The sequence below is a fragment of the Pontiella desulfatans genome (genome assembly GCF_900890425.1).
Taxonomy (GTDB): Bacteria; Verrucomicrobiota; Kiritimatiellia; order Kiritimatiellales; family Pontiellaceae; genus Pontiella; species Pontiella desulfatans.
The window spans coordinates 1835591-1853931 of sequence record NZ_CAAHFG010000001.1 but is presented as its reverse complement, the minus strand read 5'-3'; the positions used below and the strand labels follow the sequence as shown (position 1 = coordinate 1853931).

At 57.9% G+C, this 18341-nt stretch carries 8 protein-coding genes; 1 reads left to right on the top strand and 7 read right to left on the bottom strand.

Going from position 1 to position 18341, the window contains the following annotated elements; translation table 11 throughout:
• Nucleotides 1-534: 534 nt before the first annotated feature.
• From E9954_RS06800 to E9954_RS06785, 4 genes are all read right to left on the bottom strand, one after another.
• Nucleotides 535-3006, bottom strand: coding sequence for a carbohydrate-binding protein (locus E9954_RS06800; protein ID WP_168442042.1), 2472 nt, complete (start codon nucleotides 3004-3006; stop codon nucleotides 535-537).
• A gap of 329 nt (nucleotides 3007-3335) precedes the next feature.
• A complete protein-coding gene (locus tag E9954_RS06795; protein WP_136078455.1) occupies nucleotides 3336-8261 on the bottom strand; it encodes an Ig-like domain-containing protein in 4926 nt (1641 codons plus the stop codon).
• Nucleotides 8262-8325: 64 nt separating this feature from the next.
• A complete protein-coding gene (locus E9954_RS06790; RefSeq protein ID WP_136078454.1) occupies nucleotides 8326-11292 on the bottom strand; it encodes a carbohydrate-binding domain-containing protein in 2967 nt (988 codons plus the stop codon).
• A gap of 247 nt (nucleotides 11293-11539) precedes the next feature.
• Complete coding sequence (locus E9954_RS06785; RefSeq protein WP_136078453.1) at nucleotides 11540-13771, bottom strand: sulfatase family protein; 2232 nt, start codon at nucleotides 13769-13771, stop codon at nucleotides 11540-11542.
• A gap of 114 nt (nucleotides 13772-13885) precedes the next feature.
• Here E9954_RS06785 and E9954_RS06780 point away from each other — a divergent pair, with 114 nt between their 5' ends.
• Nucleotides 13886-14173 carry a hypothetical protein gene (locus tag E9954_RS06780; RefSeq protein WP_168442041.1) on the top strand — a complete coding sequence of 96 codons (288 nt, stop codon included), beginning with the start codon at nucleotides 13886-13888 and terminating at the stop codon, nucleotides 14171-14173.
• Between the two features lie 31 nt (nucleotides 14174-14204).
• Here E9954_RS06780 and E9954_RS06775 read toward each other — a convergent pair whose 3' ends face one another.
• From E9954_RS06775 to E9954_RS06765, 3 genes are read right to left on the bottom strand one after another with little or no spacing between them, the layout of a single operon-like run.
• Complete coding sequence (locus E9954_RS06775) at nucleotides 14205-15647, bottom strand: metallophosphoesterase (RefSeq protein WP_168442040.1); 1443 nt, start codon at nucleotides 15645-15647, stop codon at nucleotides 14205-14207.
• 11 nt (nucleotides 15648-15658) lie between these two features.
• Entirely contained in the window at nucleotides 15659-17029 is a 1371-nt protein-coding gene (locus E9954_RS06770) for a Gfo/Idh/MocA family protein (protein WP_136078450.1), read from the bottom strand.
• A 10-nt stretch (nucleotides 17030-17039) separates the two neighbouring features.
• Nucleotides 17040-18335 (bottom strand): glycoside hydrolase family 71/99-like protein, encoded by a 1296-nt coding sequence (locus E9954_RS06765; RefSeq protein WP_136078449.1) that lies wholly within the window; start codon nucleotides 18333-18335, stop codon nucleotides 17040-17042.
• Nucleotides 18336-18341 lie beyond the last annotated feature (6 nt).

Here is an 18341-nt window from a genome sequence, read left to right as displayed (position 1 = left end):
CCTAATGCGATATCCTTCATCGTTATCCTCACCCGAACTCCCCCTTCTCAAAAACATCCCTCCCCCGCTGTCGGTCAGGAAAAGAGGAGGAAAACCCAACAAGAACAGCTTAATGGGGACGGGACTGAAGGAAATTATTTCATATTCTTGTAGGCCTCGGCGGTGCGCTTGTTGACTTCATCAAACCCTTCGCGTTCTGGGCTGCGGTCGGTTCCCGCAGCGTTTCACCTGATCGTTAATCGTATCACGAACCGTTGCTACCATTTCAGGATTGAGTTCTTCAAGTGGAGTCGCAATCCCATCGAGGTGTTGCAGAGTCCTGCCGCAAAGAGACTCCATGCGCTCGCGGATCATCGGCCAGCCGAGGCCGGTTTGCTCCGCCATTTTTTTCCAATGGTTGGAAGTGATTTCCCTAAGCGTTTTCCAAAACCTTCGGCCATTCCCCCAGCCAGACGCGCAACGCCATGCGCGAAGGGCAACCCCCGCCACCCAATCCCCTGCCCGGGGCGCTGACGCCGAGATTGTACTGGTGATTTACCGGAAGATGACGCGGTAGAAGTTTTGTCGGCCATCGTCTTCGATGGGAATGACAAATTCCTGGTCGAGGGTATACGGCAGGGTTTGCAGATCCACCCAATGGAACAGGTTGGTGGAGCATTGCAGGATGGCTTCAACGCCCTCGGATGCGCGTGGTGGATAGCGCCAGCGCAGATGGCCGCTGTTGTTGACGAGGCGTTGCACGGGAACGGCGTTCGTTTCATACGGATCGGTGCCGTGGAAATATTCCACGATCTGCGGAACGCCGTCGCCATCGAGGTCGGCGTCGTCGGGCAGGATCGACGCGGCGTTGGCGACCCATTGCCAGGCGGCGTATTCCGAGGATTCGTCCTCCATCGAACCTAGACTGAGCACATATTCGGTGAGATCGTCGATCTCCTGCTCCGTCAACGAACCCTGGACAAAATATTCAACCACCTCGCGCATGGTGGCCGCGCCGCCGTGGTTGAAATAGGGCGCGGTGCGCCAGCTTTCGAGCAGCGACGGCACATCCATTGCGCCCCCCGTCCCGACATCCCACATCAGCCCGGTACCGGCCGACGAGGTAAAGTATTCGCCGCCATGGCAACCGGCGCATTTGGCGGAAAACAGCGTTTCGCCGCGCAGCGCGGCCACGGAAAGGCCTCCGTTTTCCAGGTAGGGCGACGGCAAAGGCTCCAGCGACTTCAGGTAGGCGTCGGTGGCGATGCTATAGGTTTCGGGCACCACCACGAACTCGATGAATTTAAAGCCGGAACGCACCGAGGAATAGGCGTGCGGACGAACGGCCGTGTAGGTGGTCGGCGGCGTATAGTGCGCATGCAGCATGCTCTTGACATTGCGCGGGCTTCCGCCGAGGCCGTCGTTGCCCAGATCCCAGTTAAGACCGTCGGCGCGCGCGTCCGGGTGGCAGCTTGCGCAGCTCAACCATTGCTGGTAGCAGACGGTGGCGTCGTTGAAGATGATCTCCCCCACCCGTTCGAGGTCGTCTTCGGAATAGACGACGCTCAGCTTCTGCAGGTTCATCAGGAAGGTGTTGTCGATGGCCAGCGGCCGCACCTCGACGACGTGTGTTCCCTGCGTCAGCACCGCGCCTTCGGCGACGAGGTAGTCGTGGTAGTCGTTCCACGACCCGGTGGTTTGAACGACACCATCGGGATAGGCGCAGGTTTCGCCGTCGACGAGCACCTCGAAGGTGCCGCCCGCCGTGCCTTGCGCGGAGGCCGAAAGGTAGAACGAATAGATTCCATCCTTCGGAACGTCGAACGTCCATTGAGGCCAGGAGTTGGTGTTGTTCCAGAAGCCCAGGTTTGCGCCGCCGTTTTCCAGCTGGATGCCGGTGCCGAACAGCACCGCGTTGCTGGCGGGCAGGTCGAACGAGTTGAACTGGTAGGGATCGATGAAGGCATATTCGGAAAGCGCAACGGAGTAGGCCTCGCCCACCGACTCGCCGATGGATGGAACCACATCGACCGCGTCGGAAAAATATTCGGGAATGAACGCCATGCGGTCGAACACCACCATCGAGCGCGCCCCCTTGCCGGGCAGCGAAACATACTGGCGCAGCCCGGTCAGGAAGCCAAGATCGTACGGCACCGACTCCGGCTCGGAGATCGCGAGCAGGTCGTGCATGCCCATGCGGTCGATCACGATCAGCTCCTCGCTTCCGGCCGTCGCGACGCAGAGGTATGCGCCGTCCTGCGTGCAGGCAACCGGCCACGGGTTGCCCGCGCCCAGGTCAACCTCGTCGAGCAGTACGGTGTTGACCACCGTGTTGCCCAGCAGGTCGAGGATGGTGATGGCGTTCGTCCAGATCCAACCGCGCTCGATGTGCGTGGTCGGCAGGCGGTAGCGGCCGAGCAGGTGCGTCACATAGGCATACTGCCCGTCCGGCGAAACGCAGATGCCGCGCACGCCCGACGAACCGTCCGGCAGCGCAAACTCGTGCAGCAGCGCGCGCGTTGCCGCATCGAACATGGATACATACGGAAAGGTTGCCGCCCCGTTCGCGGGCATGTCGGGAATCAAGTGCCCCACCACCAGCTTGGTCGAGTCGGGCGTGAGCGCCATGCAGAACGGCTGGTAGCGTGTCGAAATTTCGGCAACCACGCTGTTCGACTCCACGTTCACCACCGTCACCTGGTTGGCGAACTGGTTGCAGACAAACACCTCCGGCGCAATCGAGCTGGCCACCGGCGCGGAGGGATAATGCCCGACGGGAACCGTTGCCAGGAAGCCGCCTTTGTAGCGATCGATCACATAGAGGCTTCCCTCCGCCCCGGTTGTCGTAGCAAAAAGCTTCGTGCGGTCGGCCGAGAGTACGATGCCGGAAACGTCCGCAGGAAAAGGAAGTTCCATTTCAACGAAGCTATCCAGCCATGTGTCGTAGGTCAAAACCTCGCGCCCCGTCGAATTGGCAATGAAAATATAACCCTCGATCGGATCCGCCGCCACCGCAACCGGAGCCACGGGCGCCGCCAGGGAAATCCCAATTCCGAAACACCCAAATCCTAAACAAACCACAAGCAACAATGTGCCAACGGCACTAGACAATTTAGCACGGGGCAACGCCCCGTGAACCACATGCCCACGTCCATTCGCCCTGAAGGGGCGACACAATCGTCCGCTTGTGTTGTCCCTACAGGACAAAATGGATGTGCGGTCTAGAGACCTTGGGCGTTGCCCAAGGCTAAATTGTGTTGCGCCTTCAGCGCATCGCCCCGGTCGGCTCGGTCTTCGTGCCTTTTGCGCTTCTTCGTGGCCATTCATCCGTAGCATGGAAATAGTATGGATTAGTTTCATTGTGGTTGCCCCGCTTGGATGAATGCTTCGATGTTGGCTTGTTCGATCGCTTCCATATCGATCCGCTTCTGGAGCTTGTCGTCATACTTGGTTTGCAACGCGGCATCCCATGTGGTCATTTCATCGTAGTCGCCGATGAACGGGACGTTGAGGTCGATCCACGCGCAGACGATTTCGATTTCGTCCTGCGAGAGCGCCACACCCTGGTGGCCGGAACGGATCTGGGCGATGATGCCGCTTTGGGCCGAACCGAATTCGTAGGGTTGCGTGATCTCGACGGTGCGGAGGCGGGTGAAATAGTTCACCCATTCATTGGTCATGCCGGTGCCGATGGTGCCGTCGCCGCGGTCGTGCTCGGCATCGAGCAGGGTCAGGTAGGACTGGTAGTATTGCCGCAGCGTGGAGGTGGTGCCGCCATAGTCGAGGCGGTCGTTGACGAGGGTGTCGGAGAGGTCGAACGATGCGGCGGAACCGCCGGGGGCGTGGCACGGCATGCAGTGGGTGTTCCAGATCGGCTGCACCAGCCGCGCATAGCTGAACGACTCGTCCATCGGCCGACCGGCGAAGGGCAAGAGCTGCTGGGGCGGTGCGAGCATCGCCTCGGTCATGCCATGGTTGAGCGGTGCGGTGTCGTTTTCCTCGTGGCAGCCGACGCAGGCGAAGAACTCGTTGGGCTGTAGCGTTGCCCAACTGCGCATGGTCTGCACGGCGATGCCGTTGGTGTTGATCAGCTGCAAATAGATCGGCGTGCGCGCGGGCACGGTGAACATGGCCGAACCGTCGGCGTGCACCTCGGCCTCGCCAAGGATGCCCTTGGCATCGAACGATGCCGTGCCCACGCCCGTGGGCAACACGGAGTGCTGGCCGACCGATGCGTAGGCCTTGCCGGAGCCGATCTCGTCGCCCGGCGGCCCCCAGCGCGACGCACCGATGGTGATGGGCTTGTAGTAGATTTCGCTCACGCGGATACGGTCGATCGACCCCGGTTCGATGCCCCCGGCGGCTTCGCCGAAATAGACATTCTCGACATACATGCTGGCATTGGTCTTCGCATGGTTCACGGTCGAGATGCGTTGCGGCGGCAGGGTGCGTTCCATGATCGGAACGGCCTGCAGGCAGGAGAGGCCGGGGTGCGCGGCGAGTAGTTCGCGTTTGCCGTCCCACGTCATGAAATAGAGCTTGTAGCGCATGTATGCCGACTTTTCATCCGCCTCGTTCACGTTGCCGTTGGCGCTGGAAAGGTAGCCGCCAAACGGGGAGTAGCTCACGAGGAAGGCACTCTTGGTGATGGGATAGGGATCGCTGAACTGCTCGCCCTCGCGGCCATACTTGTCGCCGTATCGGTTCTTTTGGGTGTGGTCCCAGTTGAAGAATTCGAGTCCGGTGTAGTCCTGGCGGCCCTCGCGGAGGTCGATGCGCACCAGCTTGCCGCCCTGGGTGGTGTGGTAGCCACCGGCGATGGAGAGGGTCATGCCGGTTCCGGGGATCGGGCGGGTGTGCTGGAGGGAGGTGGGTTCGAAGGTGTTGTTGCCGTAGTATTCGGTTTGCTGGGTACCGTCGGGATTCATGACGAAGAGTGCGTGGGCATAGGTTTGGCCGCGGTCGTTGTAGTCGCGCCGGGTGAAGACCACGCGGCCGTCTTCGAGCAGGTGCTGGAAGGCGGTCTGGGTTTGGTCGAAGCCGACGCGCCGCGCAAAGTTGCCGTCCTTGTCCATAATGAACAGGTTGGAGCAGTCGCCCCAGCCGCAGGTGACTTCCTGCACGATGCGCGCGGAGGAAAAGAGAATGTTGCCGTTGGGCAGGTAGCACGGTTCGAAGTCGGCGCCATACGTGCCCGTATGGGTTGGGTCGTTTTCGTCAAAGGTCAGTTGCCGGATGGAGCGGTCGGCCAGGTTCATTTCATGGATTTTAAAATGGCCGTCTTCTTTTGCGATGCTGCCGATGGTGCTGTAGCCGTTGCGCTCCTTGCGCCAGGCGAAGAGCATTTTGGTGGCATCGAACGAGACCTCGGGATCGCGCACAATGCCGTCGTTGGAATCGAACAACAGCGAGTCCACCAACGGTTGTTGCGTCAGATCAATCTCGCGCAGTTCGGAGCCCGCGTTGCACGAGGAGGTTTCGGTGGCGAGATAGATGCCCTCGGTGTGCATGCGCGTCGAGTATACCAGCTTGTCGGTCTGTGCCCGCAGCGATTCAAGGCGGCGCAGGCGGCGCTCCTTGCAGAGCTCGAGCCAATGCCGCAGCCAGCGCGGGTCGCCCGCCGGCCAATCCATGGCCGGATCGGGCACGCGCCCCAATTCGGCGCAAACCGATGCAACCAGCCCTTTCTCCAGCGTGCTGTCGCGCGCCGGATCGATATAGGCCTCCAAGTCGCCGCGCGCGTCGTAGCCGGCGTTGACGCCAAACCCGGCATAGACTGGGTTATCCTGCATGAACCAGTCGGAGAGCAACGGAAAGGCCGTCCACATTTTTTCGCCAAGCGTGGCGGTGTCGTCGATGCTACTCGCATATGCTCGCGACATCGCGTTTTGCCAAGCTTCGCTGGTGGCTTCGCCTTCGAGGGCGTAGGTGCCGGAAACGAAGTCGGCTTGATCGATTTCGTCCTGCAGCGTTCCAGAGATTGGAATTTCGCCGGCGGGTACCAAGACGCACTGCCGCAGGTTGAACCCGACGCCCGACGCAGCCGTTGGATCGACCTCGAAGGTGTGGGTTCCATCGAGCCAAAGATTGGTGGCCAGCAGTTGGAATTCATAGTCGTCGTGCCAGCTGCCGGTCGCCGTCAAGGTATGTTCCGGTTGCGGGACTCCGTCGAGGATCAACCGGAAGGGCTTGGTCGAAGAAGGCGACGCCACCTCGACATAACAGTCGTAGAGCCGCGCGGGGAAGTAGACATTGATCGCTGCATTGGACGTATCCCAAAGTGGCATGGCATCGACGCTATTCCAGTAGCCGAGGTTGGGGGGAGCATACTGGTCTTCCAGTTGGATTCCGCTGGGCGGCAGCGTGGCCTGCTCGGCCGTCAGCCCAATCTGGCTGAGTTCCGAGAGCATGCAACTGATGAAGTTGCACAGATAGGTGGCGTTGAAGGTAACCGGCTCGACCTTGAACGTGTGCAGACCCTCGCTGAGGGTGACAATGGCGACCAGCGGTTGGGTCACGTAGTCGTCCCAGCCCCCGGTTGTGCTGATGGCCAGCTCGGGTAGCGGTACGCCATCAACCACCAACCGGTAGGTTCCGCCCTGCCCCGAGGCGCACGAGATGAGCGCCTCCGCCTTGTAGATGCCCGCCGGGGTGTAGACGCCCGTCCACTGTGGCCCTTCGTAGACATCGATCGGAGTGCCCTTGTTCCAGCTGCCGAGGTTTTCATAGCCGTTGCGGTTTTCATACCACAGGGCGCTGCCGATATCCGGGACGATCTCCATGCCGGGGTCGCTCGCGCGGAGAACAACGGTTGAGGAGGTGTCCGACACCTCAAGCACGCCCATGTCGAGCGTAACGGTTGCCGGGGCGCTTTCCATCGCGCCGTTCCTGGCGCGGTAGGTGAACGAGTCAATCCCATCGAACTCCGCGTCGGGGGTGTAGGTGAATGATCCGTCGGCATTGAGCGAAAGCGTTCCGTGGCCCACATTGGAGACCAGTTCGGCCTGGATGCCGATGCCATCGGGGTCGATATCGTTGCCCAGCACGCCGGGGGCGGTGACGACGCATTTGCTTCCGACCGTACGGGCGTGGAAATCGTTGACGGCGGTGAGCGTCGAATCGGCGACGGCATGGACGGTCAGCGTGACGGTGGCGGAGTTGGAGCTGGAATAGATGCCGTCGAACGCGGTGTAGGTGAAGGAGTCGGTTCCATTGAAATCGGGATCGGGCACATAGGCGAATCCGCCTTCGCGATCCAGCGCGAGGGAACCGTGCATGGTTCCTGTTTGAAGAATGGCTTCTAGCGTGTCGTTGTCGGGATCGGAGTCGTTGCGCAGCACGCCGTATGGGGCAACCACCAACGTTTCATCCTCGTTCACCGAATAGGTATCGTTCGCGACCGATGGCGGCAACGGGATGACGTGGCGGATATAGGCGGAGTCGATCAGGCGGCGCGAAAGGCCGGCGGTTTCCCATTCGACGGAGAGATGGTCGGCACCGCTCCCCTCCTTATGCAACACCTCGACATAGCAGGGCTCGCCCGCTTCAAGATATGCGGATGTGGAGAGCGCTTTAAATGCGGGGTCGGCGTTGGGGCTCAACCACAGCTCGGCGTTTTCATCGGCCGTAATGAAAAAGGAATAATTTCCGCTGACGGGTGGAAGGATATAGCCGGAAATGCACTGCCCATAGTTGTCGCCATCGTTCGACGGTGCATTGAACGATGATAGGGTTTCGGTCCGATCCGGGAAAAAGGGATAGTTCGAAGAACTGGTGAGGTCGGCCACGGCGTTGCCGGGAAGGCCCTCCCACACCTCGCGGGTCAGGTAGCCGCTGTTGCCGGAAAAGGTGGCGAGTAGATAGCTGCCGGACAACTCCGCGCCGGAGAGCTCGCGGACGACGGAAAGCATTTCGCCCGTTCCTGCAATGTCGGCCAACACGGGCACCCAGTTGCTGTTCACCAGGTCGGGCGAGTGGTAGATGGTGTAGCGCCGGTCGGCCTTGGATTCAAACATGAGTTCAACGGCGGTCTCGCCGCCCGGAAGTGCGACGGTTTTGATGGAATAGAACGCAAGGAGGGAAGCCGGATCGAGCGGATCGGTTCCGGCGGTCACCTCATCGCTGTCGACCATCCCATCGGAATCGGTGTCGGCGATGGCGGGGTTGGTCAGATAGCGGCACACTTCCTCCTTATCGGACAGTTTGTCGTTGTCGGCATCCAGCGCCCAGGCCGCCATGGCAACCAGGCCCACCGCCCCTATACATGCCCCGAACCTTTTCATTGCTGACCCCTCTTGAAAAAGAAAGCGGCGGGAACCAAGCCCGCCGCCCCATCTTCAGTTCACGTTAATTGCTTTCAATCTCAAGTCGGATGAATTTTTCATTCACCACGGCATCCACCGTGTTGGTCACCTCGTCATACGCAGTGCCCGTCAGGTTGGTTCCGACAATCGTGAACCCGGTATCGAGCCACTTGCCGATGGTCAAACTCTGGCGGGTCTGCACCTTGTAGACCAGGTTGGAGTCGTCGTTGCGCAACAGGTGGATATAGTCGAATCCTGTTCCGTTAAAGGTGAAGACCGGAGCGGTTCCACCGCCGTCGTCGATTGTCGGGTCGCCGTTCAGTCCATATTCGTAGAGGTTGTCGAACCCATCGCTGTCGTAGTCGTTGGTTTCGGTACCGATCACGTCCGGCATGAAGGAGTCGGCCCAGGTTGCGTAGGACGGAGGGCCTTCGCCGCCCGTGGCCTCGAACCAGTTGAGGTTGTACCCCCCGGTGTTCTTCACAATCTTAATGGCCACATTGGAACCAGCGGGAATCACAATATCCTCAACCACCACGTTGGTATAGATCTGCCAACCATACGTACGGGGCACATCCACCTGGCACACGAATGCACCATCCGCATAGACGCTGAAATTCTTGTTGGCCTGCGGAGCCGCCACCCGGAATTCCATGGTATCCACGCCTTCGGCCACCTCTGTGATGGTGTACACCGCCCACTCGTTGGGATCGATGAGATCGTTGTATTCCATGGTAATGCCTTCCGCCGGGGCATGGATATCCGCGCCATCATCCGCTCGGTAATCCTTCTTGTTCCCTTTATTGACATCCGGATCCTTGTCGTGGAAACCAACGCCTTCGCCACCGAGGTCGTAGTCCTCGAACTCGACGCGTCCGGGCAGGTAGTTCGTTACAAACGGCACGCTCGCGGCGTAGATCTTGAAGTAGTCGCCGTTCATGCCGCCGTTGTCGAACGTCATGCGCACCACCTTGTTCGATCCGGAGGGGATATCCAGCCCCTTCAGCAGAACCGCGTGGTAGGAATTATATGATTGATTAACGGCGGTGGCCGTGCCCAGATCCGTCCCGTCGATACTTACCGTGACGTTCTTTCCCGCATTTTGGGCGGAGAGCCCCAGCTCGATAATATTCATTCCTACGGGAATGTAGGGAACCGTGAATTCAAGCCATTCGCCAGCAGCGGTATAACCCACCGCCATTCCGGTTCCTCCGTTCACAATATCAACGGCCTCGGTGGTGCGGAAACCGGCATCTCCGTGATGAACGACGGTCGTATCGTGATAGGCTTCGCCTTCCCCACCATAGTCATAATGCTCGAACTCGATGGTGCCGGGAACGGAATGCACCGCGTAGGCCGCGCGAGAAGCGGAGATCTCGAACCAGTTGACATTGAATCCGCCGCCAATGAACTCCAGGCGTATCTGGATGCCGGAACCCGCCGGAAATTCGAAGGCTTCCGCTCCGGAAATGGTCTGCCACGTGGAGAGCGAACCCGTATCCGGGATTTCCAGTGTTCCGATATATTCCCAATCGGCATATACGGCCACCGCCGCGTTGCTGTTCACGGAGGCCACGCGCACGGAGAGGGAGTTCATGGAAGCGGCAATGCTATCCATCGTGAATTCCAGCCACTCGCCGTCCTCGATACTGCTAACCACCACACCGCTGTCGCCCACGCTCAAATCGACATCGTCGGAACGGTAGGTGGAATCCCCGCTGTTACCGGCGGTCGTGTCGCGGTAGGCCGTAACGGCGCCGCCCGTGTCGTAATCCTCTGCCTGGACAAGGCCGGGTAGCGAATAGGTCGCGTACGGGCTCTGGACTTCGGCATAGGCCTCGAACCAGTTGAGTTCGAATCCGCCGCCATTGAACTTGAGGCGGACCACTTGCCCCGATCCAGCCGGGATATCGAGCATCGAACGGGCAACCGTTTCCCAAACGCCCATGCCACCGGTGTCCGGCAGGCGGATGTTTCCAAGGAAGACGCCATCCACCATCACATCGACCGATGCCGCCGCATTGGTGCAGGCCACCCGCAGGGCGATGGTATCCAGCCCCGAACCGATCGAGGCGGTCGTGAATTCGATCCACTCGCCATCCACGACGTCGGTAACCACATTGCTGCCGCCATCGCCGGTGCCGATGTCCACGGCTTCGCCGGCGCGGAACCCGGCCGAGCCGGAGTTCACCGCATCCGAATCATAATAGGCGGTGTTCTGCCCACCGTTGTCGTAGAGCTCCGCGCCCACGCGGCCAGGCAGACTATAGGTTGCATACGGACTCTGCGTGCCGACGGTGAAATGGTTCGATGCATACAAGCCGTCGATCTGAACCGCGTTGAGCGCTTCGTCGAACACCCACAGCTCGTCCAACTTCCCGTTCAGGTTGTTGTTCAGGTCATTGCGCTTACCAATGTAGAAAACACCATCCGAAGCCAATCCCACCGTCGTATCCGTATCGGCCTGGGAGCCATCCAGCCAAACGGCCTGCTCCTGCGACGCGGCATCATAGGTCAACACATAATGGTGCCACCCGTTGGTGTCGGTAAGATTGGCTGAAGATGCCCAGCCATCATAGTAGTAGTCCACATTGATGTTGTTCTGGTTATTAAAGCTTACGTGCAGGAACTTTTGGGCATTTGCCCCTCCATCCACCGGGGAACCAGCCGAATACATAAACTGGTTTCCATACAACGACTCGCGCTTGACCCATGTACTGATGGTGAAGCTCTTGTTCGCCAGATCAATGCCGCTGACCAACTCCAGGTATTCCTGGTTGTCGCGGTCAAAATCCGCCGAGCCTGCGCCGAACACCATGTCGACCGTGTCGTGCGCCGGAGCGTTCGTGGAGCTGGTATCCAACCCGTTCCCCGACACGTCCGTCAAGAGATCCGAATCGAACGACCAATGCGCAACGACCTGCGCGTTGGACGGAATTGCTGCGGCCATCAAGCCGAGTGCGGCCAAAACGGCCAATGTGCGGATTCCCCTGCCGGATCTTGCTTCCATGCTACCCTCCTGAGTTATGTTACTGTTCTCTTTGCCATGCCTGGCGAAACCCGGCACACCCCTACAGCCTTTCCCAATTAGTTTGAGTATGGTCTCATGGATGTCAATAATCCGCAAGGACTATACTCCGATATAGTAGCACCATAGTCCCGCTTTGCCCTTTCCTACCCCGGCAAGCGCTCGCCGGATTGCCCGGTGCGCGCGGAGTCGCTTTCGGCGGCTGGTTGGCCGCATGCCCGTCCGGGGACTACTCCGCCCGGATGCGCATGAAGCGCTGCGGATCCTCGGCCGGGACGGTTGCACGGTAAGTGCCTTGATCGAGGAAGCGGTCGATCTGCTCGACCAACTCCGCCGGGACGGTGGTCCAGCCGTTGGTGAGTGAGTCGGTCGTTTCGACCACAGCGCCACCGGATATCCAGCCCACTTTTTCGTCGAACTCGACTTCGAAGTTTCCGTCGGCAACCGAGAATCCCTGCAGTTCAACCGGAGACGATCCGTCGGGCGTGGACGTGGTGCTCCACAGGCGCTCGTCGATGTCGTCCCCGGCGGCGGTGGTCATTGCATCCATCCAGGCATAGAGCTTCTGGCGCATGGAACGAACACGCTCCGGATGAACCAGGGAAAGATCATTGGATTCTCCAACATCATCACGCAGGTGATACAACTCGTAGACATCCTGATCGATATAGAGCTTCCAGTCCCCCTGACGAATCGAGTATTCGCCGGTATCGACCCCCTCGCTCCAGCACAGAGAATCATGAACGGCATCCACTTCCCCGCGAATGAGCGGAAGCAGACTCTTACCATCAAGAGCACTGAAACCGTTTATCGGCTCTATCTCCGCAGCATCCAGTGCGGTCGGCAGGATGTCGATGCTCATGACGGGCTCATCGACCGTGGTTCCGTGGTAGGCGCCGAGGCCGTCCGGCCAGCTGATGGTCATGGGCACCCGCACGCCGCCTTCATAGTTGAAGTGCTTGCGCTCGCGGAGCGGATCGTTTGCGGCCACGCTGGCTTGCGAGCTCCCGTTGTCCGACCAAAAGACGACGATGGTAGTGTCCAGCACCCCATTGGTCGTTAGGCAGTCGACCACCTGTCCGATGCCCTGATCCATGTGGTAGAGCATGGCCATGAGGATGGCGCGGTTGGCCTGCTTATCGGCATCGGACATGTTGTCGTAGACGTAGGACGGCGTCTGCCCCATGTTCGGGAAGTTGGTGTTGTAGTATTCCGCATCGGGGAACCAACCGGGATCGCCTTCGCTCAAACCCGCCGGAGTGGATGGCGCCTCCATCGGCGTGTGCACCGCGTTGTAGGAGAGGTAGACGAAGAACGGCTTGTCCGCGGCGGCCTGCGTTTCGATGAAGCCGCAGGCCTCCTCGGTGAAGCGCGTGGTCATGTAGGTTTCGAGCGCATCGCCATCGTCGATGCCATCGATCGGCGCCTCAAATTCGTGGCGGTAGAGCTGATCGAAGAAACCGCGTCCATAGTTCCAATAACTGGAACCACCGAGATCGACAAAGCCATAGACTTGGTCGAACCCGCGCTTGAGCGGATTGTATTTCAAGGTCGCTTCTTCCGCTAAACCATAGTCGAATTCATCTTCCGTAAAACTGCCGTTGTTGTTGCCATCAACGCTCACGGTCGCGGTGCGGTCGCGCCCCTGGTGCCACTTGCCGACGAACTGCGTGGCGTAGTCCTCCACCCCGTCGAACTGCTGCTTCAGGTGCTGCGGGAAATACGGGAAGGTTGCGCTGAAGCTCGACGCGTTAACGTCGCCCTCGTGGTGGACGCCGATGCGGTGCTGGTAGCAACCCGAAAGGAAGCCCGTGCGCGAAGGTGCACAGATGTTGCCGGAGGCATAGGCATCGGAAAACCAGACGCCGTTGCTAATCAGGTTGTCGATGTTCGGCGTCGAAACCTCCGGCGCGGAATAGGGATTGTGGCTGATGTCCGAATAGCCGAGGTCGTCGGCCAGGATCACGACAATGTTGGGCAACGCATTGGTGCGCGGCTGCACTTCCGGAACCACCAGCTCGAACGAAAATCCGGTCAGGGCAAAGCCTTGCGCGGAAGCGGTCGAAAGCGCCAGCGTCTCGCCCGATGCGGCGGTGAAACCTTCGAGCAACCATTCGCCGGAAATCCCGCCGACCGCATTCGTCGCGGCGTGGTTCCTGAGCGAGGCGGTCATCTGCACGCCGTTGGCGGAGTTGTTCCAGCCGACGCCCTTGAAACCGATCCTGGCCGCGCCCGTCGAGGTGGCGATGCGCAGCGTTTCCACATTGGGCGTGGCGAGTCCGCCGCCATCGATGCGGCTCGAATTCTGCCCCTGGATGCCCAGCCCGCCGGTTGCGGTTTCGGCCAGCGCCACCCGCCCGCCGCCTGTTTCGGTTATGGCATCGAGGGTTAGGCTGAAGGTTGAATTGAACACCACCGGATTGGTGAACAACGCCGTGGCACCGTCCCAGCCGTCGACCACCGCAATGGCTTCGGGATCGGACGAGCTGGTCGAGGCATCCAGGAAACAATACCGCTCCCGTCCACCGAATAATCAAGCCGTATCGGAACATCCAGCAGCCGGTTGGTCAGCGTGTTGGAAAAGGCCACCCTGATCAACACCATGGTTTGGGGCAACCCCGACATCCTGGCCGATGTAGGCAACGGCACCCTCACCCTCCAGAACCTGCACGCCAACCGACATGGCGACGGCCTCAAATTATCCAAGGGCACCCTGAGAGCCTTCAACCTAAGCTTTAATCAGAAAGACCGGCATCTCAGCACCTCCAATGATGCCGAAGCTCATATGACGGGATTCATCACGAAGGGTGCCTTCCAACCACTAGAAGGCCGGCAGCGGCCATCGCATATTATTGAGCGTTAAGATGGCAGTATGTAAATAGTATCAGAGTAGATTACACGGACTCTATAGCGACAGTCTTTATACTATCCTCAGGAACATCGAGTTTCACATCCACGATGTGATAGTCGTGACCATCGAAGGCCTGCTCAACTTTGCCTCCGAATACATTATATTTCCGTCCCTTCGGCATCACAAACCGAACTTTCGCGTCCGTTATCGGAAACGCATAATGGTTGAGGATCGTGGCCACGTTGCTTTCCGCCTTGCCGTCATTCTTTGCCTCGTAGACCAGTTCCAGATTACTTTTCCATTGATTGGAATCTGCAATGATTTCTCTGGAGCTGACCTGTAGCACGTTGCAGCGTCCGTTATTTCCAGAGACCGGGAAACACTCGCCGGTCTGGTTGTTCACCCGGAACAGGTTGAACTCAAAATGCTCCGGTTCCCGGACAGAGTTGGCCACGAAGAGCTTTGACGTTCCGTTCACCGGATGGGGATTTTCCGGCGCCAGATGATGGTTATGCCCGCAGATGCCGACATCAACATGGGTGATCCGGTCAAAGCGTTCAAACTCCCCGCCGCGGATATGGGCGGCACCGAGTACAAAGTTGCCCGGCCCTGCTTTTTCCAACCATTGGAAAGCTCGTTTACTCTGCCCATCAACATCCACAGCATCCACGCCCCAGGCATTATTGAACACACAATAGCGCCCGTTTCCATAGGCAAAGTTATAGGTGCCCAGTCCATAGTAACGATTGTAAAACCGGGCCGTCTCCAGAACGTTTTTATCCTTTGTGAAACTGTTGCTCGGTGAATCATGGTTTCCGGGCACCAGGAAGGTTGCTCCGGCGGCATGGTTCATCCCGAGAATTCCATCCAGTGGAAAACCGTAATAATAGGCATGCTCCCGTTCCGGATGTTTGATCACGTTGTACATATTATCGCCGGTTTCAAATACGATCTCCGGATCGATGATATTGGAAATCTTAAGAATCTCGGAAACCTTCCGCATGATGTGCTTTCCATCGTATCCGCCCTGCCAACGGTGGACATCGGAAAACTGCAGCACATAATATTCATTCCGGAATTCACGAATCACCTTAACGGCACCGCCGGAAACCACTTCTCCAACGGACGTCTTGATATGCAGTGCATATCGATCAGCCGGAACATTCTCCGGAACCTGCACATCGATTTGGGTGTTATAGGTGTTGCCTGAAATTTCGTCATACACCCATTTACCTTGGGTTGTGCGATGCTTCACAGGAAGGCTCAGAAAATCACTACGCAGTTCAATGGACTCAACACTTTGGCCGTTGACGGCATCGAACCAGACCTCAAAAGATTTTCCCTGTTTAACGATCGCCGTCGTTGCGCGCCATGGGGCAATAATCCGGCCTCTGCTAAGCTCCAATTCCAGAGCCCGGGCAGGCAGGAACGTCCCCGCCCACCCTGCCACCGTGACTATTGAAAAATTCCTGCGTGTGATTTTCATCGGGATGCGGCCTATAGTTTGTAGTACTGCTCCCATCCTTTTCGCGGCGGTGCATCCACCAGCAGCTCGTTGGCGCGCTTGCTGTTGGTGAATTTTTTCGTCTTACGATCGAACTCCAGCTCACCGCCCAAACGCTGCGTGATGCAACCGAGTGACAGCAACTGGGACAACAATCCGGAAACCGCAAAGGGTGTACGCGTTTCTTCCTGTCCTTTACAGGCCAGAATAAAGTTATCGAAGTGGTCTGAATTTTTACCGAAGTCGCGCGGCAGCTTTCCAGCCTTCAGCAGTTCCCGCATCTGTTCGTACGGGATAATCTGCAGCGGATTTTCATGGGCGGTTCCATAAAAAACATGATCCTTGGAATATATAAATTTTCCGGGCGTATTCTTATCCAGTTCCTTACCGCCCCACTCCTTCGGTAACGGCGGAAGGTTTTCCTGTCCATCATACCAATCGATATCCATTGCCGGCATATCACCGCGCGCGGGGAAAGCAAAGTTGATCGTGGATGCCATGGGATAAATAAAGTCGTTCTGGCCTTCGAGGGTTTTGGCCGTCACCTTTTCCGGCAGGCCCAGTTCAAGGAACCGTTGAATGGTATCCAGCATGTGCGCGCCCCAGTCACCGAAACAGCCGGTTCCGAAATCATACCAGCCACGCCAGTTCCCGTAGTGCAGATCTTTACTATATTCATGATACTGCGCGGTACCCAGCCAGACATCCCAATTCATCGTTGCGGGTTTCTTTTCGCCGGTAGGAAAGCCCTTCACATTGCCGTACGGATGCCAGCGACGCCATTTGTTCATATAGGCATCCACATGGGTCACATCCTTGATGATTCCCGCTTCTTTCCAGGCCTTGAACTGAAAATAGTTTGCACCCGAGTGACCGTAATTGCCCATCTGGGTGGCGACGCCATAACGATCCGCCGCGCCCATCATCAGTTCAATTTCATTAAAGGTACGTGCCAGCGGTTTTTCACAATAGACATGTTTTCCCAGCGCCATGGACGCCATGGTGATCGGGAAATGGGAATGGTCCGGCGTGCAGACCACAACGGCATCGATGTCCTTTTCCATCGTGTCGAACATCACGCGAAAATCTTTAAACTTGCGCGCGTTGGGGAATGCGGCTTCGGTCTTGGCGGTCCATTCACTGCCCATATCCACATCACACAGCGCAACCATGTTTACCGCTTCAATCTGACCGAATGATTGACTGAGGCTGTCGCCACGCCCGCCGATCCCGATAAAGGCCAGATTCACCTTTTCGTTGGCTCCGACATACTTAACCGACTTACTTGTTGTGCAGCCCGGGATAAATGTGAACGCGGAGCCCAGCAGTCCGGCTTTGGTCATCTGTCGTCTTGAAAGTTTCATTGTATTCTCCTTAGTTACCCTGATCCAGCTTCACCGGCACTTCATCCGTCACCGGAATCTCATCTCTAAACAGTTCGCCTGCCTTACCGGCAATACGAAGGTAAAAATCGCTTGGCACCCCTTCCATGGTGAGGAAGGTTCCTCCATTGCCCATGGGCGGATTATCCGACTGTTTAAAGATCGATGTGGATTCATCCACCTCGTCAAACATTGCCAGATAGATCATATCAGCACCGGCCTTTTTATTTTCCACAATCTGCTTCCAGAAAAACTGTCCCTGCTGGCGCGGGATATGAGCCAGTGGCGCTTTACCTTGACGGAGATTGTACCAACTGAAGCCCGGAAATGCGACCGGCATGTAGTCGATATCGTGCTCCCGTGACCAGGCAATATCTTTGCTCCAGTAGGTATCTGCATGCTCCCGGGCCCCATCCATCGTTCCGAAACGGCCAACACTCCAGGGGCTGATCACATCTGCCATTAAAAGCAGTTCATGCAGATCTTCACGCTGCGAGGCATCCCGATCCTGCGCCCGCCAACCGGTGGCCGTGCCAATCATTATGCTGCAGCCATCGTCCTTCAGTTTTTTGATCAGCTTTTTGCATTCATCAAAATCGGGTCGTTTTTTGATCTGACCGTTAAAGCCGATACCCCAGACCGCAACGAGCGGCTTGCCGTTATGGTGCTGATAAGCCGGATCTTTCGTAATTTTCATTTTTTCACGAAGCATGCGCCAATCGCCGAACACACGGGAAACCAGTTGATCATCCGGCGTACCGCTCAGATCATACATCACCGCATAGGTCACCCCATACCGGTTGGCTCCTTCCCGGACACTGGAAAGTACTTTATTCCGGTGATAGAACAGCTTTTTATCCGGAAGCTCACAGGAGAAACGTTGAAGAAAGGTTCCATCGATTCCGTAGTCCGCCATCCACTGCACATGACGCATCACCGTTTTCCGGTTATGGGAGCTGAAGACCTTCGCCACCGTACCGTCTTCATATTTAAAGCCGGTGTCGTAAAGCTCATCGTCGTCATATTCAGAAACATCCGGCCAGCCATCGACCGTGATGTGACCTCCGGGCTCGAATTTATCTGCGGCCCAATGAACCCATCCCAGGCCGGATCCATCCCCCGGACAATTGAACCATCCCTGATACCCCGTAATAACCTTTCCGGTCAGCGTGCTTGAATCGATACCGTCCTTACTCGGTCCGTCATACGGCTTCAGCACCACTTCCCGCTCTACAGCGCTTACAGCCAAAGCCATTCCTGCAGCCACAACTATCAATCGATACTTCATTCGCTC